Origin of the sequence: Mesorhizobium sp. C264A, assembly GCF_040324515.1 — a bacterium.
Classification (GTDB): Bacteria; Pseudomonadota; Alphaproteobacteria; order Rhizobiales; family Rhizobiaceae; genus Mesorhizobium.
The window spans coordinates 694980-714250 of the sequence record NZ_JAMYVY010000002.1 but is presented as its reverse complement, the minus strand read 5'-3'; the positions used below and the strand labels follow the sequence as shown (position 1 = coordinate 714250).

Genomic DNA, 19271 nt, shown 5'->3' with positions numbered 1-19271 from the left:
AGACGTTTGTTCGTGGCCTGCAACAGGCTGAAATCGATCTGCTCAGAAGGAATTTGCGATGAAGAAAATCAGGAAGGCAGTCATCCCTGTGGCGGGGCTTGGAACACGGTTCCTGCCGGCAACCAAGTCGATTCCGAAGGAGATGCTGCCCGTGGTCGACCGGCCGGTCGTCCAATATGCGGTGGACGAGGCCTTCGAAGCCGGCATCGAGCACATCGTGTTCGTCACCGGCCGCAACAAGGCTGTCATCGAGGACTACTTCGACCTGCACCCCGAACTGATTGGAACGCTCGAACAAACCGGCAAGAAGACCCAGCTCGAGGCGCTCGAAAGCATGCTGCCCGTGGCCGGCGCCACCAGCTTCATCCGCCAGCAGTCGCCACATGGTCTCGGCCATGCGGTGTGGTGCGCACGCGAAGTCATCGGCGACGAGCCCTTCGCGCTGCTGCTCCCCGATATGGTGTCGTTCGGTCGCCGAGGTTGCCTAGCTGAAACAGTCGATCTCTATCAGCAGACCGGCGGCAATGTGATCGCCGTCGAGCGCTGTGATCCCAGCGAGACCAGCAAATACGGCATCGTCGGGCGCGGCGCCGAGACAGGCAGCGGCTTCGAGGTGACGGCCATGGTCGAAAAGCCGGCGCCGGCCAATGCGCCGTCGAACTATTACATCAACGGCCGCTACATCCTGCAGCCCGAGATCTTCTCGCTGCTGGGCAACCAGCAGCGCGGCGCCGGCAACGAAATCCAGCTTACCGATGCCATGGTGCGGCTGGCGAAAAGCCAGTCTTTCTTTGCCCAGCCTTTCAATGGCCGCATGTTCGACTGCGGCTCCAAGGAAGGCTTCATAGAGGCGACCATCGCCTTCGCGCTGGCGCGCGACGACATGAAGGGACCTGTGCTGGAAATGCTGCAGGCGTTCGTGCGGTCGCATGAGCGTCAGGAAGTGGCCGCATAATGCCCATCTTTCGAGGGCATATGCGTTTGGACGATGGCGCGGCTCATGCCTGCACGCCTGGCCGCTCAGGCCCGGCGCCGGATGGCATGAAGCTTGCGTTGCATATCTTGCCCCCGATCTCCGCAGCTTCGGACGAGGTGGGACCTGACCCGTCTCGCTCCGGCGCCTGTAACCTAGAATTGGATCGAAGATGAATTATGCCAGCTTTCCTCTCGACAAGAGGATGCCATTGCCCAACCCCGATCAGGAAAAGGGTGAAGACTTCATCGACGTCGAGCGCCTGCTTGGCATGGCGGCGCGTCAGGTCAAGGTGGTGGCGGTCTGCGCCATCATCGGCCTGTTCCTGGGGTTGCTCTATCTGCAGACCACGCCCAAGCAATACATGTCGGTCGCCAGCGTGCTGATCGACGAAGGCCTGAACAAGGTCATCGACGACATCTCGGCTGCATCCGTCACCATGCAGACCGACGCCGCCCTGCTCAGCCAGATCGAAATCATCACCTCGGCGCGGCTGGCCTCGGTGGTGGTCGACAAGCTGAAACTCGACCAGAACGCAGAGTTCATGAACCCGCCGCAATCGGCGCTGGTCAAGGGCATCGGCTTCGTGCGCGGCGTGATCGGCTATTTCCGCTCAAGTTCCGCCGAGCAGATTCCCGGCATGGAAAACGTCGATGAGGCGACACGCCAGGCCATGATGCAGACGGCGCGCCACGACTATGCCGTGCTGAAGCTGCAGAGCGAGGTGCTGGCGCAGCGCAACGGCCGCTCCTATGTGCTCGCCATCGGTTACCAGTCGACCAATCCGGCGCTCGCCACCGCCATCACCAAGGCCTATGCCGACGCCTATCTCGCCGACCAGCTCAATGCCAGCTTCGACGCCACCGAGCGCGCTGCGGTCTGGCTGCAGGGCCGGCTGACCGAGCTTCGTCAGAACTCACAGGCGGCCGCTATGGCGGTCGAGAAATTCAGGGCCGAGCATGGTCTGGCCGCCAACAGCGACGGCCAGCTGATCAGCGACAAGCAGATTGCCGATCTCACCGCGCAACTGATCGTCGCGCAGGCCGATACGGCGCGCGCCAGCGCCCGCTATCAGCAATACAAGACCATCGTCGAAAGCGGCTCGGACAATGCCTTCAACGATTCCGCCATCTCAAGCGATCAGCCGGCAAGCTCCGTCATTGCAACGCTCAAGACCCGCTATCTCGCAGTGGCCAAGCGGCTGCAGGACGTGACGGCCAATTTCGGCGCCGACCATCCGCAGGCGGTGGCGCTGGCCAAGGAAAAGGCCGACCTGTCGACCCAGATTTTCGGCGAGTTGAAGCAACTGACCGAAAGCTATCGCAATGAATATGAAGTCGCGCTTTCACGCGAGACCTCACTGAGGCAGAAGATCGCCGACGCGGCCGGCAAGAGCTCCATCGACAACCAGAGCCAGGTCAAACTGCGCGAACTCGACCAGCAGGCGCAGGCGCTGACCACGCTCTACCAGACCTTCCTTAGCCGCTACGAGGAGGCCTCGCAGCAGCAATCCTTCCCGGTCGGCAAGGTCCGCATCATCTCGGATGCCTCAACGCCGCTTTCCGCCTCGAGCCCGCGCACCTCCAGGGTGCTGGCGCTGTCGCTGGTGCTTGGCGTGCTGCTTGGCGCCGGCTTTGGTGGCCTGAATGAGTTCAACGAGCGCTTCTTCAGGACCGGCGAGGACATTCGCGATCGCGTCGGCCTCAAATTCCTCGGCTATTTGCCGATGATCGGCGGCAGGCTCGGCAAGGACGCCGACGGCGGTGCGGCGGATGCCAAAGGCGCCAACACATTGTCGGCGGCCGAGAAACGGGCGCGCATGCGGGTCAGCGTCGATGCGCCGGCATCAATGTTCTCCGAAACGCTGCGCAACGCCAAGATCGCCTTCGACGTCGTCATGGAAGGGCAAGGCAGCCGGGTCATAGGCGTGGTCTCGGTCCTGCCCGGCGAGGGCAAGTCTACGGTCGCCGCCAATCTCGCCGGATTGCTGGCCGCCAACGGCTCGAAGACGCTTTTGATCGACGCCGATCTGCGCAATCCTGGCCTCAGCCGCAACCTCGGCATGGAAGCCGAGCAGGGGCTGATGGAGGCCGTGGTCAACGGCCAGACCTGGCAGTCGGTCGGCAAAGTCGACCGCCAGACCAAGCTGGCGATCATCCCGGCCGTGCTGCGTGGGCAATTCTCGCATACCAGCGAGCTGCTGTCGTCGGCCGGCATGCGGCGCTTCATCGACAACGCCAAGGAGACGTTCGAGTACATCGTCGTCGACCTGCCGCCGCTCGGCCCCGTGGTCGACGCCAAGGCGTTTGCGCCGCTGGTCGACGGCTTCGTGCTGGTTGCCGAATGGGGCCGCACGCCGCGCGCCATGGTGCGCTCGCTGCTGGAGCAGGAACCCTACGTCGCAAGCAAGGTCGTCGGCGCCGTGCTCAACAAGGTCGATCTGAAGAAGCTGCCGAAATACGGCTCGCTCGGCGGCTCGGAAAAGTTCTTCGACCGCTATTCGACCTACTATCTGGAGAAATCGGACGTGCGAGCCAAGACCGCCGCCTGAACGGAGCGCGATCCTGAAAAGGAGCGTGATCCGGACAGCGGATCCGGTTTTCGGAAAAGATCACGCTCAAACGAAGAAGCACGGCAGGTCAGGAAAAGATCAGCTTGCCGAACTTACCCGCGATCCTGAGCGCTGTCAGCCGTCCGCTCTGAAAGGCGCCGGTGTCGATGCCGAGCCTTCGCCCGTCAAGCCTGGGGATATCGACCGGCGTGTGCCCATGCACCACAAGGCGGTCGAGCAGATGTGCGGCCTTGAAGAACTCGTCGCGGATGTTGAGCAGATCCTGCTCATCCTGTGCGACCAGGTCGATGCCCGGCCTGATGCCGGCATGGACGAAAACGAATTTATCCGAACAGAGCAGCACCGGCAGGCTGCGCAGGAAGTCGATATGGCTGGCCGGAATGACCTCCTTCACGCGCCGGTCGACCGCGTCGCTCGAGGCATAGAGGCTGGCAAGCCGCGCCGGATCGACCCCATAGGAAAACAGAGTCTCGCGGCCGCCGACCGCCAGCCAGCGGTCCCGCGACAGATAGCCGTCGAGATAGTTCAGCATGGCCACTTCGTGGTTTCCCGCCAGGCAGACGCGCAGGAACCCTGTTGGCGGCAGCGCCAAGAGGTGGTCGAGCACGCGCGCCGATTGCGGCCCGCGATCGATATAGTCGCCGAGCATGACGATAATCTTGCGGCCGCGAAATTGCAGCGCGTCGAGCTGGATCTTCTGCTCCAGCGACAGCAATTCCTTGTAGCAGCCATGCACGTCGCCGATCGCGTAGACGACGGTGTCGTCCATATCCATTTCCAGGCGCTCGCGCGGCGCCGGCCGGGGGGGCCTGGATCGCTGGAACAACGCCACTGGGGCCGTCAGACCCCGATGCCGCGGGCTTTGAGCGCCGCGGTGATCTCGTCAAGAATGGCGGGATCGTCGATAGTCGCCGGCATCGTCCATTCTTCCTTGTCGGCGATCTTCTGCATGGTGCCGCGCAGGATCTTGCCGGAGCGCGTCTTGGGCAGGCGCTTGATCGTCACCACGGTCTTGAAGGCCGCGACCGGGCCGATCCGTTCGCGCACCAGCCCCACCACTTCGCCTTCGATGGCAGCGGTATCGCGCGACACACCGGCATTGAGCACGACGAAGCCGAGCGGGACCTGGCCCTTCATAGCGTCAGCGACGCCGATGACGGCGCATTCGGCAACATCGGGATGCGCTGAAAGCACCTCCTCCATGGCTCCGGTCGACAGCCGGTGTCCGGCGACATTGATGATGTCGTCTGTGCGCGCCATGACATAGAGGTAGCCGTCGTCGTCGATCATGCCGGCATCGGCCGTCTTGTAGAAGCCGGGAAATTCCTCGAGATAGGCTTGCCGGAAACGCTCGTCGGCATTCCACAGCGTCGGCAGGCAGCCGGCCGGCAGCGGCAGTTTCACCGCCACATTGCCAAGTGTGCCGCGCGGCACTTCATGGCCGGCATCGTCGAGCACGCGAATGTCGTAGCCCGGCATCGGCACGCCGGGCGAGCCGTATTTCACCGGCAGCAGGCCGAGGCCCGCCGGGTTGATGGTCATCGGCGAGCCGGTCTCGGTCTGCCACCAATGATCGACCACCGGCACGTTGAGTTTCTGCTCCGCCCATTTGATGGTTTCCGGGTCTGCGCGTTCGCCGGCCAGGAACAGAGTGCGGAATTTCGACAGATCGTATTTCGGCACGAATTCGCCCTTGGGGTCCTGCCCCTTGATGGCGCGGAAGGCCGTCGGCGCGGTGAACAGCGCGACCACGCCGTGTTCTGCGATCACCCGCCAATAGGTGCCGGCGTCGGGTGTGCCGATCGGCTTGCCCTCGAACAGCACGCTTGTCGCACCATGCAGCAGCGGTCCGTAAACGATGTAGGAATGGCCGACCACCCAGCCGACATCGGAGGCCGCCCAGAATACTTCGCCCGGTCTGACGCCGAACTCGTTTTCCATCGTCCATTTGAGCGCGACCATGTGGCCGCCATTGTCGCGCACGATGCCCTTCGGCTGGCCGGTCGTGCCGGAGGTGTAGATGATGTAGAGCGGGTCGGTGGCGAGCACCGGAACGCAATCGACGTTGGCGCCCGCGGCGCGCTCGCGGGCAACGGCGTCGGCAAAATCGATATCGTAATGCTCCCTCAGATCGCAGCGCAGCTGGTCGCGCTGCAGGATCAGGCAGGCGTCCGGCTTGTGGCGGGACATTTCGATCGCCTTGTCGAGCAGCGGCTTGTAGGCCACGACACGTCCAGGCTCCAGGCCGCAGGACGCGGAGATGACCAGCTTCGGCTTGGCGTCGTCGATGCGGGTGGCGAGCTCGTGCGAGGCAAAGCCGCCGAACACCACCGAATGCACCGCGCCGATGCGGGCACAGGCAAGCATCGCGACCGCCGCTTCGGCCACCATCGGCATGTAGATGATGACGCGGTCGCCTTTGCGAATGCCGCGGTTCTTGAGCACCGAAGTCAGCGCTACCACTTCGCGCTTCAATTCGGCATAGGTGAATTTCTTGACCGTGCCGGTGATCGCGCTGTCGTAGATAAGTGCGATCTGGTCGGCACGGCCGCCTGCGACATGGCGATCGAGAGCGTTGAAGCAGGTGTTGCAGCTGGCGCCGTTGAACCAGCGCCCGTAAACGCCGGCCTTGGCATCGAAGACGCTGGTCCACGGCGAATACCAGTCGATCGCCTCGGCCGCATCGGCCCAGAATTGTTCTGGGTCGCGTTTCCAGCCGTCATAGACCTCGTGGTAGCGTGACGCCATTCATCCCTCCTCGGGAAAACTCTCTATCTTGCAATAGCCTATGCGGGTTTTCCCGGCCACGTCTTTCCCCAAATGCCATGTCTTTCCCGAAATTTGGCGCTTGGCCGATCTCGCCTTGGCCATAAATTGCAGGCACCATGGCCGGGTTTGAAATCGGGGCAGGGCGCGCAATGACGGTACGATACGGGGTTGGATCTGCCGTTGGAGCAGCGCTGCTGTTGACGATCGTTTCCGCCGCCCAGGCCGGCGATGCCGCCGCGCGGCGCATCATCGGCTTTTCCCCCGACGGCAAATATTTCGCCTTCGAGCAATATGGCGAGCTCGACGCTGCCGTTTCCGGCTGGTCGCAGATCGACATCATCGACACAAGCACAGACGAGTTCGTCGGCGGCAAGCCGATCCTTGTCCTCGACGAATCGGAAGAGGCGACCACGACGGTGGAGCAGGCACGGGCGCAGGCCGCAAAGCAGGCCGCGCCAATCCTGGCCAAATACGGCATCGCCGAGCGCGGCACGCGCACGGCCTCCGACAGGTTCACCTTCCCGGACGACACGGTCGAGTACAACGACATTTCCCGCCTCGAGCAAGCCGCGCAGAAATGGCTGTCGCCGTTCTATGGCGAAACACAGATTTCGACCATCCAGCTCGATGAGATTTTGGCCGACAGCAAGACGGACTGCTCGGCAAGCTTCGATGACGCCAAGCCAAGCGACCAGGCTCTCCCGAGCGACAAGACACTTCAGGGCGAAAAGAAACTTCAAGGCGCCAAGACGGGCAAGGCGCGCGGCTTCCGCCTGTCGCTGCAGGGGCAGGACGGCAAGCCGTTCAAGGTGCTGCACGAGGACAAGGCCGTGCCGGGCTCGCGCAACTGCCCGACTTCCTACAGCCTGTCGGAATCCTACGAATACACCCCGCCCGGCAGGCCGGCGGTAGTGGCGGTGCTGGTGCAGCGCTTCAGCCAGGGCTTCGAAGGACGCGACCGCCGCTTCATCGCCGTAACCGGCCATGCACGCTAAGCCGCGGCCCGTCTTGTGGCAGGCAGAAAAAGCTCATGCGCCCGGAGAAAGCAGGGCGTTCGTGTCGGATATCAGTCTTAAAGCGGCAAGGCCGCCAGCATCAGCCCGACGCCACCCGCGATCAATATGGCGGCTGCCAACGCTTTTCGATGACGTTCGAACGCGGTCGGCGCCCGCTCCCAGTTGTAACGCATACCCAATGCTCCCAAAACCCCGCGACTGCATAGCTTACTTTAGGTAAGAAAAGCAACACCTTGACCCTGCGAAATAGCTGGCTTGACCGTTTGCGGCGGTGGTTCCCAGCCGCAATCACCGACTATTTCTGGGGTGCTTCCCCGTTCTCAGGCTCTGAATGATGTGGAAGTTACCACAATCTAAAATTGGATGTCTCCATTAGGCTTCGGTTGCCTGTGTCGTGAGGATGGTGGCGTTGCCGGATTGCCACAGAACGGTCAGGCCGGCTTGTTCTCCCTCTCGCCCGCGCAATGGACAGACCCGCATCGCCGCGCTATCTGCTCTCCAGGAAAATGGTGGAGGGGCTCCATGGCCCAAATCGGTTCTGAAATGGTTCTGCGGCTGGCGGACGACGCCTCGGTCCAGCATGTCGGCGATGGCGCCGTCGTGCTCTTGGCGCGCAGCGGCCAGCTTTACACCTGCAACGGCACCACCGAAGCCTTTCTCGACAAGGTGGACGGCGCCCGCAGCCTTGACCAGATCGTCGTCCTGTTGTCTGACGAGTTCGAGGTCGACAAGGGCACGCTCGACCAGGACATGGCGGCGCTGGCCGCCGAACTGGTGAGCGAAGGCATTCTCGCCGACCCGGCTCCCTGATGGTGGACGGCGTTCTCCTGCGCGCTTTGTTTCGTGTCCATTTATGGGCAAGCGCGCGGCTGATGCCGACCCTGATCGGCCGCCGCAGCTTCGAATCGGTGCTGAAATGGGCGCCGCTCAGCGCACCCACCCCTTATCGCGGCCTGTCGTCAGCCTACATCGTCGCTGCCGTCAACCGGACCGTCCGGCACCCCTGGCTGATGCGCGACCGCAGATGCCTGCGCGAGGGCCTGCTCGCCCACCGCTTCCTGCGCTTTGCCGGCTTCGATCCGGATCTGCGCTTCGGCGTCGATCCGAAGTCGATGCAGGCGCCGCGTATGTCTGCCCATTGCTGGGTCTGTCTCGATGGCCGCCCGGTGGTCTCGGACAGCCTCCCCGGCATGGTGCAGATCTATCGCCATCACGCCGATGCCGGAAAGGCGCACGCTGCTTGACCGGTCCGGCGACCACCTTCTGCTACGATCTCCAGGGCCAGGTCATCAGCATATCGGCCTCGCGGGCCGATCTCTGGCCGAGCTTCGACCTCTTGCTCGGCACGTTGCGCGTGAGCGGGCCGGTCGAGCCCGATTTCCGCGTCGACATCGTCGAGACGCGGGAGTTACCGGAATCGCCTGCCGGAAAACTCGCTTTCGACGGCGAGGTGCCGGAGGACGGCCATTGCCGGCTGATCGACGGTGGCGGCACCGTTCATCTGGTCTTTCCCGGCCTGCAGACCGTCTCGATCAATGCCGATGGAGGCTGGGCCGAGATACGAGTCCATCCCGATGCCAAGGTCAAATGGACGGTGCTGATGATGGTGCTGGATGCAGCACTTGATGCCGGCGACCAGCACATGCTGCACACCGCCGGCCTGACATTGCCCGGCCGCGAGGCGCTCGTGCTGATCCATGCGCCGAGCGGCACCGGCAAGTCAACGACGTCGCTGGCGCTGGCGTCGCAAGGTTTCGGCCTGTGCTCGGATGACGCCATGATCCTCAAGGTTTTGGCCGGTGGCGGCATCACGGCCTGGGGCTTGCCGCGCAAGGTGAAGGTCCACCGCCACACGGCGGCAATGCTGCCGTTCGTGGCGCCTTGCCTTGGCGACAAATGGGACGCCAATGGCGAGCAGGCCGTCTTGCTGGAACGTCTCGCCGAGATCATCCGCATCGAGGAAACTGTCGGCAGACCGGTTGCGGCACTGTTTCATCTCGCCCGCTCGGCGGACGCGCAAACCCGGCTCGTGCCCATGACCAGGACAGACGCCATGGTGGCGCTTGCCACCGACAATGTCAGGACCGGCATGACCGGCCTTTTGCCGGCGCAGAAGCGCCGCATGGCAACCATCGCAACGCTGGTCAAAGCCGTCCCGACATTTACCCTGGAAGTCGGCGCGAACCCGGCCGAGGCGGCCCCGCTGATCCGCTCGGCGCTGGCGGCGCGGGACTAAAGCACACTTCAGGCAGAATGCGGCTTTGGCCTGGCGAGGCGCTGGATCCAGCGGAAGGCGTCGCGGCGCAGGCGCGAATGCATCTTGTCCCTGGAATTGACGCCGAGCAGCGTATCGCCGGTGATCAGCCATTTGGCCAAAAATATCGAGAGGTCGGGCTTGATGCGGTCGGCCAGTTCGATCGCGCGCGGTGCATCAAACAGCCGCCCCGTCACATTGAGAACCGTCGCCAGTTCGAGCTCGATGCCGCTGATGCGCGCCGCCTCGAAAAGCCGGTCTTCATCCGCGGGCGACCGCAGCGCGCGCACGCCCTGCAGCACATCGACGCAAAGCTGCAGCCGGTGGAACTTGTGCCCGCCGGCGGCGTGGACAATGGCGATGGTCAGCAGCGCGGCCGGCGTGTCGGCCTCGCTGCCGTCGATGATCTGCAATTCGCGAAAGCCCAGCGACAGCCGCCGCCGCATGCCGGAATCATGCACCAGGTTGCCGTGCAGTTCGATCAGCAGGCTGGTATTCTCCTTCTCCAGCCACTTGAACTCCTGCAGATCCTGCGACTGCGCCTCGCCGCTCCAGAGCTCGAAGCCGCATCCGGCAATCACCGTGTTGGCTTCAATGATGCTGGCCGGCTCGACCAGAATGTCGATGTCGGTGAACGGCCGGTCAGCGGCGTGGCGGTAAAGTTTGCGTGCGAAGACCGGACCCTTGACGATGCGGGCCGGAACATTTTTCGCCGCCAATGCCTTCATGATGCGGTCGCCATGATATTGCAGCAGCATCGATTGGCCGGTCGCCAGCGTCGAGCGATCACGCAGTTCCGACAGCTTTTGCCGCAAGGCTGCGTCCGCAGGCAGTTGGGCGTCGCCGATCTCGCTGAGCTTGCGCAGCATGATCGGCAGCACGCCGTGGAACTCGGCATTGGCGAGCAGTGCCAGCAAGCTTTCGGCAGCAACGTCACGGCCAATGGCAACCGTCGCCTCCGGGTCGGCGAAGGTCAGCAGCAGTTTTTCATCGGCAGGCGCAAGAGATGGCAGCATCAAACCCGGATTGCGTTCGCCCACATCAGCAATTCCCGTCCGGAATTGCGTCAAACAACCAACTCAGAGGAGCGTATGTTGCAGAAAAGCATGCATGAAGCCAGCGTGTGGTGGCAGAACCAGCTCATGAATTGACTTTCCACGGTTTCGGTCCATTCTTTTGCACTGGACTGAAAAGGGTGTTTGGAATGGCCAAGAAAAAGTATGAAGCGCCCGTGCTGCGCAAGGCAGGAAAGTTGTCCAGCGTGGTGGCCGGGCCGTCGCTGCCGATACCGCGATAAGACTTCTACGGCTTCGGTTTGGATGAAGCCGGAGCGGTCGGCCGCAAGGCAAGCCGCGCTGCAGGCGGGCAATCTGTCGGCGTGACTGCGGGTAACGGTCCGTCCGGTCCCGCAGGCTAAGGCAAGTTCATAAGCCGCCTGTTCGGGATATGGGCAAGGCCCCTCCGTTACAGTCCCCAGCGCAGCGCGGCTGTGTGCACCGGCGCGTCCCACATTGACGTTGCCTCGTCATCCAGCATGGTCAGCGTGATCGAGCAGCCGGCCATGTCGAGCGATGTCACGTAGGACCCGACCAGCGAGCGGGTCACCGTCACGCCCTGTTTTTCGAAGATGTTTCGGGCGCTGTTGTACATCAGATAGAGCTCCATCAGCGGCGTGCCGCCAAAGCCGTTGATGAACAACAGTGCCGGGCCTTTCGCCCTGTCGCCGAGATCGCCCAGGATCGCGGCGCAAATCTCTTCGGCGATCGCATCGGCGCTTTTCAACGTGTCGCGACGCCGGCCGGGCTCGCCATGAATGCCGACGCCGAATTCCATCTCGCCATCACCAATCTCGAAGGTCGGCCTGCCGGCCGCCGGCACCGTGCAACTGGTCAGCGCCACGCCCATCGAACGCGTCGCGCTGTTGATGCGACCGCCGAGCGCCTTGAGATCCGCCAGCGCCATGCCTTGCTCGGCGGCGGCGCCGACGATCTTCTCCACCACCAGCGTGCCGGCGACGCCGCGCCGGCCGGTCGTAAAGGACGAATTCTCGACGGCGACGTCATCATTGATCACCACCTGCAGGACGCCGTCGGCCATTTCGCCGGCCATGTCGAAATTCATCACGTCGCCTTCATAGTTCTTGACGATGAACAGGCAGCCGGCGCCGGTATCGACGGCGGCGGCCGCCGCCAGTATCTGGTCCGGCGTTGGCGAGGTGAAGACCTGGCCGGGGCAGGCGGCGTCCAGCATGCCGTGACCGACAAAGCCGGCATGCAACGGCTCGTGGCCGGAACCGCCGCCCGAGATCAGCGCCACCTTCCCCGGCTTCATCACCTTGCGGCGAATGAATTTGTGCTCCTCGCCCAGCACCAGGATGTCGGCATGAGCTGCAACGAAGCCGTTGAGGCTTTCGGTCAGCACCGTGTCGACGGAATTCATAAACTTCTTCATGTGTCCTCCCGACACAACACGATCAGCCACCACTCCTGCCGGTGATGCTGGTGATCTTCTGGATGAATTCGTTGATCGCCTTGTCGAGCGCTGCATTCTGCTTGTCGTCGCCGAAATCGGGCACGATCAGCGAGACATGCCGGGTCTTGCGCATGCCTGCCGCAACCGACATCTTGCCGGGATGCGCCAGATGATAGGCAGCCAGAAACTGATCGCGCTCGGCCGGACTGAAATGGCAGACCGAAAAAATAGCCGGCAGATGTTTTGACGGGATCGGGGTCGAATAGGCCGCGCTGGAAATCTGGGTGACGAAGCTGCGGTGCTTGCCAAGCGCGTCGGCAAGGCGTTGTCGCATACCCGACGGTCGCTGGTCGATGACCTGCGACAGGATCGTCTTGTAGGCGCGGATCGCCTCTTCGGAGCCGGCTTCTGGTGTCTTGTCGGCCATCTCAGTCATCCTAGACCGATGCATCCGAGATGGCCGCCTTGGCCATGGCGAGTTGGGCGGGAGCCACCGAGAGATCCCGCAGGCCGGCCTCGAGCAGTGCCGGGATCGATGCCGGATCGCCGCCGGCATCGCCGCACAGGCTGACTGGGATTTTCGCGCGCAGGCCAAAAGCGGCAACCGAGCCGATCAGCCGCAACACGGCGGGATGGCGGACAGAATTAAGATGCGCCACGGCTGCGTTATCGCGGGCAGCCGCCATTACATATTGGGTCAGATCGTTCGAACCGATCGAGAAGAAGGCGACATCGGCGAACGCCTCCGGCGCGATCGCCACCGAAGGCACCTCGACCATGATGCCGAGCGGCGGCATTTTTTGCGCGATGCCGCGCGCGGCAAGCCCGGCCTGCTCCTCCACGAACAGAGCGGCGGCGCGTTGGTATTCCTCCGCGACGGCGATCATCGGAAACATCACCTTCAGATTGCCGTGCACCGCCGCGCGCAGCAGCGCCCGGATCTGTACGCGAAACACCTCCGGCCTTGCCAGCGACAGCCTGATGCCACGCAGCCCGAGGAACGGGTTGCTCTCCTCGACGGTGAAGCCCGGCACCGGCTTGTCGCCGCCGGCGTCGACGGTACGGATGGTCACCGGCTTGTCGCCTGCCCATTCCAGCACCTTGCGATAGGCCTGGTATTGCGTCTCCTCGTCCGGCGGCGCCTTGCCGAACAGGAATTCGGTGCGCATCAGCCCGACCCCGTCGCAGGTCGAAATGTCGATGCCGTCGACCTCGGACGGATCGGCGATGTTGACCTGCACGCGCACTGTCGTCCCGGCCCGGGTTACCGCCGGTTTCGCGAGATAGACTCCGGCCTTGTCTCGATGTGCCACAAACGAGGACGAGGACCGGTGGAACGCTTCGATCTCGGTCGTGGTCGGCGAAAGCACGATACCGCCATGCTCCGCATCGAGCAGAGCCAGACCGACGGGATTAGCCGGCGAAGCGCCAAGCCCCACCACCATCGGCACGCCGCGCGAGCGCGCCAGCATGGCGACGTGGCTGGCGGCGCTGCCGGCCCTCAGCGCGATGCCGCCGCCGGTGCTCCAGTCGGTCTCGAGAAAGCGCGTCGGCGCGATGTCCTCGCCATAGAGAATGGCGCCCGCTGGTGGAGCGCTCTCCTGCTCCTCGGTAAGGGCGCGCAGCACGCGGTCGCGGATATCGCTGATATCGGCGGCGCGAGCCCGGAAATAGTCCTGGTCTGACGTTTCGTAGCCGGAGATCTCGGCGTCCAGCGCCTGTCGCCAGGCCATGTCAGCCGGCATGCCGGACGCGATCGCGGCAAAAGCCGGGCCGGTCAGGGCATCGTCCTCAAGCATGGCGAGCTGGAATTCGAGAATGCCGGCGGCCTCCTCATCGGCGGTTTCAATCAGGGTCGCGAGCCGGTCAGCCGAACTGGCGATAGCTGCTTCCAATGCAGCCTTTTCCTCGCCGGCTGTCGCCTTCCGTGAGTAGTGCGCGGTGCCGTTGTCGAGATTGAACAGCGGCCCCTCGGCGTAGCCGGCGGAGGCCGAAATGCCTTGCAGCCTAAGCGGTTCGGGCATGGCCCGCGCCTTCGTCGAAATCGCGCCGCACCAGCTCGACCAGCGCTCTCACGGCATCATCGGCGCCGTCGCCTGTGGCCCGGATGTGCAGCATGGTGCCTTTCGGCGCCCTGGCCGCCATCACCTTGACGATGCTCTTGGCGTCGAACCATGGGCCGTTGGCAGAAAGCGCAATCTCCACCTCGGCCGCAAAGCTCTTGGCAAGCTTGGTGAACTTCACCGAAGGGCGCGCATGCAGACCCACCTCGTGGGTGATCAGGACGGTCGCTTCGGCAAAGGCGGACATCAGGTCAAAATTCCCGTTCACTCACGACGGCGACAATTCATGCGCCGTCGCCACCACTTCCTTCAGCGAGGCGCCGCCGGAGGACTCGGTCGCCGCCATCACCGCGCCTTCGACGATCGGCGCGTTGCAGACGATGATCTTCTGCGCCCGCGGCTCGCCGATCATTTCCACCGCCATTTCCGAATTGGTCTCGGCGCCGCCGAGATCGACCAGTATGGCGACGCCCGCCTCCGACCACGCCTTGTCGATGGCGCCTATGATCGCTTCGACGCTGGTGCCGAGCCCGCCATGGCCGTTTCCGCCGCACCATGCAAGCGGCACTTCGTCGCCCACCATCTGCCGCACCATGTCGGCCGTGCCTTCGGCAACCAGCGGGGAATGCGAGACGATGACGATGCCGACATTGCTCATGCTTGGCCCTCGACGGTTTCGGCGACGGTCCGCACCAGCAGCGCCACAGAGCGTCCGCCGGCATCCATATGACCGATTGAGCGGTCGCCGAGGAATGAGGCGCGACCGCGTGTTGCCTTCATCGGCACGGTCGCCTCGGCAGCCATGTCGGCGATATCTGCAATTTCCATGGCCGTCTTTCCTTCGACCAACGCGTCCTGCACAGGTTGCAGCACATCGAGCATGGTCTTTTGACCGACCTGGGATTTGCCTCTGGCGGCCACAGCTTCGATTGCCTTGCCGAAAGCAGCCGCCAGATTGGCACGATCCGGCTCTCCCGAAATCTCCTTGCCCAGCGCCAGGAACAATGTACCGAAGAGCGGCCCGGATGCACCGCCAACCGTCATCACCAGCTTGGTGCCGATCGCCTTCAGCGCCTCGGGCAGCGGCTTGGCCGAAAACGCCTCGGCATCGGCACGCAAGGCCTCAAACCCGCGCTTCATGTTCAGCCCATGGTCACCGTCGCCGATCGCCTGGTCGAGCGCGGTCAACTCTTCCGAGTGAGCGGCGATCGTGTCCGCGGCGGCGGTGATCAGCCTGGCAAGGTCGAACGCTGCCATGTCCAGATTCCCGGTTTCGATCCTGCCGGCAGTATCGCAAGAGTTTTCATTCGACAATCTAAGCATGCCGTCAGGCCGTTGCATGCAGCGCGGCGGCCGCGAACACTTCGGCCACGGCATGGGCGCCAGGGTCGACTACGCCCTGCAATTTGGTGCCGACATAGGCGGAGCGCCCGGCCTTCGCCTTCTCCATGGCCGCGGTCGCCTCGGCGCCGTGCCGTGCCGCTGTAGCCGCGGCATCCAGCCCCTTGGCATCGAGCGCCTTCAGCCCCGGCTCCAAGGCATCGACCATGGTGCGGTCGCCGACCCTGGCGCCGCCATAGAAGGTCATCCGGTCAAGCCCGGCAAGCAGCGCCTTGGACAGGGTTGCTCCGCCGTTCGAAGCCTGAGCCGCCGCCGTGAAGAAGATCGACAGCAAGACGCCTGAGGAGCCGCCCATTGCGACGCCCAGACTATCGCCTATAGCCGCAAGCGTGGCGGCAGGGTCGGCCAGCGGCAGCGCATCGAGCCGTTCCAGCACGCTGCGCGCGCCGGTCGCAACCGTCGAACCGGTATCGCCATCGCCCGCCTTGGCGTCGAGCCCGTTCAGTGTCTCTTCGAGCGCGATCAGCCGTTCGCAGACCGTGATGATCAAACGCCTGGTGCCGGAATCCTGGCTGGCCCTTTGGGCTGCGCTGTTTCCAGCCGCTTTCGCCATAGGCACGATAGCCGGCGCGACGACGGTTTTGGCCGGCATCCAGGCATGTGGGCCGACAGGCGCCAGCAAGGCTGCCTCGCGCGCCGCATCGAGCTTGATCAGCGACAGCGAAAAACCGTTCATGTTGAGCGCCGTCATCAGCGGTCCGGGGCCGATCGCAAGCTTCACGGTCTTGGCCAGCGGCGAGGCCAGCACGGCATTGGCGACCAGCGACATCTCAAGCGGCGGCACCGAGCCGAGATTGTTGATGAGCAACGCGTGGCTGGCGTTCGGGTCGAGCCGCGCGGCCAGCCGCTCCGCCATGATCGCCACCAGCTTGTCGGCGCTTTGCACCGCGATGCGCTCGACGCCCGGCTCGCCATGGATGCCGAGGCCGAGTTCGCCGTCATTTTCGCCGAACCGCTCTTCATGTGGCTGGCCGGGGATCGAGCAGGACGACAGCGACATGCCGAGCGAGACGATGTCCTTCGCCGCCGCGCGAGCGGCTGTAGCAACGGCTGCCAAGTCCTGACCGGTCTCCGCCAAATGGCCGGCGATCTTGTGCACGAACAAGGTGCCGGCGACGCCGCGCGGCTGGTTGATACCCGGCAGGGCGATGTCGTCGGCAACGATCGCCATCTCGACGCGAAACCCCTCGGCGCGCGCCTTCTCGGCCGCCAGGCCGAAATTGAGCCGGTCGCCGGTGTAGTTCTTGACGATCAGCAGGCAGCCGGCGGGGCCGGTCACCGCGCGGATGGCCGCCAGCACCGCCTCGACGCTGGGCGAGGCAAAGATCTCGCCCGAAACCGCCGCCGTCAGCATGCCCTTGCCGACAAAGCCGGCATGAGACGGTTCGTGTCCGGCGCCGCCACCGGAGACGACGGCAACTTTCGCCTTGTCCCAGTCGGCGCGCAGCACGACCTTGATCTCGGGGTAACCGTCGAGGCGCGCGAGATCGCCGGAACCGATAGTCCGCAACAGCCCGTCCAGCGCCTCGGTGACGATCGTTTCCCTGCGGTTGAAAAAGTGCTTCATCGAATTCGTCCTGTATTCGTCAATCAGAAGCCGGTGCCGTGCCCTTGGCGAGACACCGAAAACCTCACATCAGTCTTTGTCCGTCGGCGCCGAAATAAAGTGGCGAGCGGTAGCGGATCACCACTTTGTCGCCCTCGGCCAGATCCGTATCGGGGTCGGTGAGCGTCACCAGTTTCTTCGGGCCGACCGTAACATGCAGATGGTTCTGGTCCCCGAGATGTTCGACCCAGTCGACGACGCCGTCGGCATGGCCGTTTGCGGTCTTCTCGATCGACAGATGCTCGGTGCGCGCGCCGATGGTCTTGGTTCCGGTCGGCGCCCCACCATCAGGCAGCAGTCCCGCTGGCAGCAGATTGATCGCCGGCTGGCCGAGCCGTGCGGCGACATGAAGGTTTGCCGGCTCGGAATAGATGGTGCGCGGCGTGCCGATCTGCACCAGCACGCCATTGTTGAGGATGCCGATGCGGTCCGCCATGGTCATCGCCTCGATCTGGTCGTGCGTGACATAGAGCATGGTGGCGCCGAGCTCGGCTTGGATGCGCTTGAGTTCGAGCCTGAGATCGGCGCGCAATTTGGCATCCAGCGACGACAGCGGTTCGTCCATCAGATAGATCGACGGTTTGCGCACCAACGCTCGGCCGATGGCGACGCGCTGCATCTCGCCGCCCGACAGCTTGGTCGAGCGGTTGGCGAGCTTGTGGTGGATGCGCACCATCTTTGCCACCTCTTCGACGCGGCGGCGAATCTGGTCCTCCGGTACTTTCCGCGCCGGCGAGCGCAGCGGGAAGGCGAGGTTGTCGTAGACTGACAGATGCGGGTAGAGCGAATATTGCTGGAAGACGAAAGCGGTGTCGCGCTCGGCCGGCGACAGCGTCGTCGCATCGTGGCCGCCAATATGGATCGTGCCGCCATCCGGCCGCTCCAGTCCGGCGATCAATCTCAGCGTCGTCGTCTTGCCGGCGCCGGTCGGGCCGAGCAGCACGACGAATTCGCCATCGGCGATGTTAAGGTCGAGGCCATCGACGGCGACATGGTCGCCGAAGCTTTTGGTCACGCCCTTGATGTGCACGTCAGCCATGCTGCGCTCTCCCTTGAGAGGCGGTATCGTGGATCGCGGTGCGCACCGCCCGACCCGAGCCCTTGTCGAACAGCGACAGCCGCGCGCTGTTCAACGTCAGCCCGACATGATCGCCGCCAGCGAGCCGGATTTCGGCCGGCACCCGCGCCTTGATGATGCCGTCCGCCGTCTCCACCGCCACGATCTGCGTCGTGCCGAGATATTCGGTGCCGTAGATGGTGCCGCGCAGTTTCGACGCATCGTCGAAACGGATGTGCTCGGGACGGATGCCGAGCGCCATGTCGGCGGGCGCAATTTCCTCGCGCACTTCCGGCACCGCCACCTTGGCGCCCTGGACGACGATTTCCTTCGCCCCCTTCGCCAGCCCGCCACCGAAGCCCAGGAAATTCATCGGCGGCGAGCCGATGAAGTCGGCGACGAACATGGTTGCCGGGCGGTCGTAGATTTCGCGCGGGCTGCCGAACTGTTCGATAACGCCATGGTTCATCACGGCGATCTTGTCGGCCATCGACATCGCTTCCATCTGGTCGTGCGTGACATAGACGGTGGTGGCGTGGATGCGGTTGTGCAGCTCGCGCAGCTCATGCACCATCAGATCGCGGAATTCGGTGTCGAGCGTGCCGAGCGGCTCGTCCATCAGGAAGCATTTTGGCCGTCGCACGATGGCGCGACCGAGCGCCACGCGCTGGCGGTCACCGCCGGCAAGGCCCGAGACCGATTTGTTGAGCAGATGGTCGATGCGCAGCAGCTTCGCCGTTTCCTCGACACGGCTTCGAATCTCGGCCGAGGGCATGCCTTGCGCGAGAAGCGGGAAGCCGATGTTCTTGCGCACGTTCATATGCGGATAGAGCGCGAACAGCTGGAAGACGAAGGCGATGTCGCGTTCGCGCGCCCGGCGCATGGTGACGTCCTCGCCGCCGAGCAGGATCTGGCCGCCGGTCGGCAATTCGAGGCCGGCGACCATGCGCAGCGTCGTCGTCTTGCCGCAGCCCGAGGGACCAAGCATGACGAAGAACTCACCATCTTCGACGACGAAGCTGGAATCCTGCACCGCGACGAAATCGCCGAAGGCCTTTCTCAAATGTTGGACGCGGATTTCTGCCATG

General features: G+C 63.9%; 18 protein-coding genes. 6 read left to right on the top strand and 12 right to left on the bottom strand.

Annotated features, from left to right (window positions below; genetic code table 11):
• Positions 1-58: 58 nt before the first annotated feature.
• Positions 59-955 (top strand): UTP--glucose-1-phosphate uridylyltransferase GalU, encoded by an 897-nt coding sequence (galU, locus tag NKL04_RS22460; RefSeq protein WP_023668795.1) that lies wholly within the window; start codon positions 59-61, stop codon positions 953-955.
• Positions 956-1145: 190 nt separating this feature from the next.
• A complete protein-coding gene (locus tag NKL04_RS22455) occupies positions 1146-3524 on the top strand; it encodes a polysaccharide biosynthesis tyrosine autokinase (protein ID WP_023702325.1) in 2379 nt (792 codons plus the stop codon).
• An 88-nt stretch (positions 3525-3612) separates the two neighbouring features.
• Here NKL04_RS22455 and NKL04_RS22450 read toward each other — a convergent pair whose 3' ends face one another.
• A complete protein-coding gene (locus NKL04_RS22450) occupies positions 3613-4314 on the bottom strand; it encodes a metallophosphoesterase family protein (RefSeq protein ID WP_023689995.1) in 702 nt (233 codons plus the stop codon).
• Between the two features lie 71 nt (positions 4315-4385).
• A complete protein-coding gene (locus NKL04_RS22445) occupies positions 4386-6293 on the bottom strand; it encodes a propionyl-CoA synthetase (RefSeq protein WP_023689996.1) in 1908 nt (635 codons plus the stop codon).
• Positions 6294-6511: 218 nt separating this feature from the next.
• Here NKL04_RS22445 and NKL04_RS22440 point away from each other — a divergent pair, with 218 nt between their 5' ends.
• The 4 genes from NKL04_RS22440 (at position 6512) to NKL04_RS22425 (ending at position 9566) form a co-directional block, all read left to right on the top strand.
• Entirely contained in the window at positions 6512-7309 is a 798-nt protein-coding gene (locus NKL04_RS22440) for a DUF2259 domain-containing protein (RefSeq protein WP_023689998.1), read from the top strand.
• A gap of 543 nt (positions 7310-7852) precedes the next feature.
• A complete protein-coding gene (locus tag NKL04_RS22435) occupies positions 7853-8140 on the top strand; it encodes a PqqD family protein (RefSeq protein ID WP_023684213.1) in 288 nt (95 codons plus the stop codon).
• Entirely contained in the window at positions 8140-8574 is a 435-nt protein-coding gene (locus tag NKL04_RS22430; RefSeq protein ID WP_023668789.1) for a lasso peptide biosynthesis B2 protein, read from the top strand. The genes NKL04_RS22435 and NKL04_RS22430 overlap by 1 nt, the downstream gene beginning before the upstream one ends.
• Entirely contained in the window at positions 8571-9566 is a 996-nt protein-coding gene (locus NKL04_RS22425; RefSeq protein WP_023702324.1) for a phosphoenolpyruvate carboxykinase (ATP), read from the top strand. Before NKL04_RS22430 ends, NKL04_RS22425 begins: the two co-directional genes overlap by 4 nt.
• Positions 9567-9574: 8 nt before the next feature.
• On the opposite strand, the gene NKL04_RS22420 is transcribed toward NKL04_RS22425, so the two are convergent.
• The 10 genes from NKL04_RS22420 to NKL04_RS22375 form a co-directional block, all read right to left on the bottom strand.
• A complete protein-coding gene (locus NKL04_RS22420; protein ID WP_023668787.1) occupies positions 9575-10600 on the bottom strand; it encodes a nucleotidyltransferase family protein in 1026 nt (341 codons plus the stop codon).
• A gap of 448 nt (positions 10601-11048) precedes the next feature.
• Positions 11049-12035: a dihydroxyacetone kinase subunit DhaK gene (gene dhaK / locus NKL04_RS22415; RefSeq protein WP_023668785.1), complete on the bottom strand. Its 987-nt coding sequence runs from the start codon at positions 12033-12035 to the stop codon at positions 11049-11051.
• A gap of 22 nt (positions 12036-12057) precedes the next feature.
• Complete coding sequence (locus NKL04_RS22410; RefSeq protein WP_023668784.1) at positions 12058-12483, bottom strand: hypothetical protein; 426 nt, start codon at positions 12481-12483, stop codon at positions 12058-12060.
• Between the two features lie 10 nt (positions 12484-12493).
• Positions 12494-14080, bottom strand: a complete 1587-nt coding sequence (gene ptsP, locus NKL04_RS22405; RefSeq protein ID WP_023702322.1) for a phosphoenolpyruvate--protein phosphotransferase — start codon at positions 14078-14080, stop codon at positions 12494-12496.
• Positions 14064-14366 carry an HPr family phosphocarrier protein gene (locus NKL04_RS22400; RefSeq protein WP_023729629.1) on the bottom strand — a complete coding sequence of 101 codons (303 nt, stop codon included), beginning with the start codon at positions 14364-14366 and terminating at the stop codon, positions 14064-14066. Before NKL04_RS22400 ends, ptsP begins: the two co-directional genes overlap by 17 nt.
• A 21-nt stretch (positions 14367-14387) precedes the next feature.
• Positions 14388-14777 (bottom strand): dihydroxyacetone kinase phosphoryl donor subunit DhaM, encoded by a 390-nt coding sequence (gene dhaM, locus NKL04_RS22395; RefSeq protein WP_023668781.1) that lies wholly within the window; start codon positions 14775-14777, stop codon positions 14388-14390.
• Positions 14774-15376, bottom strand: a complete 603-nt coding sequence (gene dhaL, locus NKL04_RS22390) for a dihydroxyacetone kinase subunit DhaL (RefSeq protein WP_023668780.1) — start codon at positions 15374-15376, stop codon at positions 14774-14776. The genes dhaM and dhaL overlap by 4 nt, the downstream gene beginning before the upstream one ends.
• A gap of 70 nt (positions 15377-15446) precedes the next feature.
• Entirely contained in the window at positions 15447-17087 is a 1641-nt protein-coding gene (locus NKL04_RS22385; protein ID WP_023668779.1) for a dihydroxyacetone kinase subunit DhaK, read from the bottom strand.
• 64 nt (positions 17088-17151) lie between these two features.
• Entirely contained in the window at positions 17152-18165 is a 1014-nt protein-coding gene (locus tag NKL04_RS22380; protein WP_023668778.1) for an ABC transporter ATP-binding protein, read from the bottom strand.
• On the bottom strand, positions 18158-19270 hold the full coding sequence (locus tag NKL04_RS22375; RefSeq protein ID WP_023668777.1) for an ABC transporter ATP-binding protein: 1113 nt from the start codon (positions 19268-19270) through the stop codon (positions 18158-18160). Before NKL04_RS22375 ends, NKL04_RS22380 begins: the two co-directional genes overlap by 8 nt.
• Between the last annotated feature and the right edge of the window lies 1 nt (position 19271).

What these genes read in the sequence shown, in the direction of transcription:
- galU (WP_023668795.1), top strand. Translation starts at nt 59, where the DNA reads ATGAAGAAAATCAGGAAGGCAGTCATCCCTGTGGCGGGGCTTGGAACA.
- NKL04_RS22455 (WP_023702325.1), top strand. Translation starts at nt 1,146, where the DNA reads ATGAATTATGCCAGCTTTCCTCTCGACAAGAGGATGCCATTGCCCAAC.
- NKL04_RS22450 (WP_023689995.1), bottom strand. Translation starts at nt 4,314, where the DNA reads ATGGACGACACCGTCGTCTACGCGATCGGCGACGTGCATGGCTGCTAC.
- NKL04_RS22445 (WP_023689996.1), bottom strand. Translation starts at nt 6,293, where the DNA reads ATGGCGTCACGCTACCACGAGGTCTATGACGGCTGGAAACGCGACCCA.
- NKL04_RS22435 (WP_023684213.1), top strand. Translation starts at nt 7,853, where the DNA reads ATGGCCCAAATCGGTTCTGAAATGGTTCTGCGGCTGGCGGACGACGCC.
- NKL04_RS22430 (WP_023668789.1), top strand. Translation starts at nt 8,140, where the DNA reads ATGGTGGACGGCGTTCTCCTGCGCGCTTTGTTTCGTGTCCATTTATGG.
- NKL04_RS22420 (WP_023668787.1), bottom strand. Translation starts at nt 10,600, where the DNA reads ATGCTGCCATCTCTTGCGCCTGCCGATGAAAAACTGCTGCTGACCTTC.
- dhaK (WP_023668785.1), bottom strand. Translation starts at nt 12,035, where the DNA reads ATGAAGAAGTTTATGAATTCCGTCGACACGGTGCTGACCGAAAGCCTC.
- NKL04_RS22410 (WP_023668784.1), bottom strand. Translation starts at nt 12,483, where the DNA reads ATGGCCGACAAGACACCAGAAGCCGGCTCCGAAGAGGCGATCCGCGCC.
- ptsP (WP_023702322.1), bottom strand. Translation starts at nt 14,080, where the DNA reads ATGCCCGAACCGCTTAGGCTGCAAGGCATTTCGGCCTCCGCCGGCTAC.
- NKL04_RS22400 (WP_023729629.1), bottom strand. Translation starts at nt 14,366, where the DNA reads ATGTCCGCCTTTGCCGAAGCGACCGTCCTGATCACCCACGAGGTGGGT.
- dhaM (WP_023668781.1), bottom strand. Translation starts at nt 14,777, where the DNA reads ATGAGCAATGTCGGCATCGTCATCGTCTCGCATTCCCCGCTGGTTGCC.
- dhaL (WP_023668780.1), bottom strand. Translation starts at nt 15,376, where the DNA reads ATGGCAGCGTTCGACCTTGCCAGGCTGATCACCGCCGCCGCGGACACG.
- NKL04_RS22385 (WP_023668779.1), bottom strand. Translation starts at nt 17,087, where the DNA reads ATGAAGCACTTTTTCAACCGCAGGGAAACGATCGTCACCGAGGCGCTG.
- NKL04_RS22380 (WP_023668778.1), bottom strand. Translation starts at nt 18,165, where the DNA reads ATGGCTGACGTGCACATCAAGGGCGTGACCAAAAGCTTCGGCGACCAT.
- NKL04_RS22375 (WP_023668777.1), bottom strand. Translation starts at nt 19,270, where the DNA reads ATGGCAGAAATCCGCGTCCAACATTTGAGAAAGGCCTTCGGCGATTTC.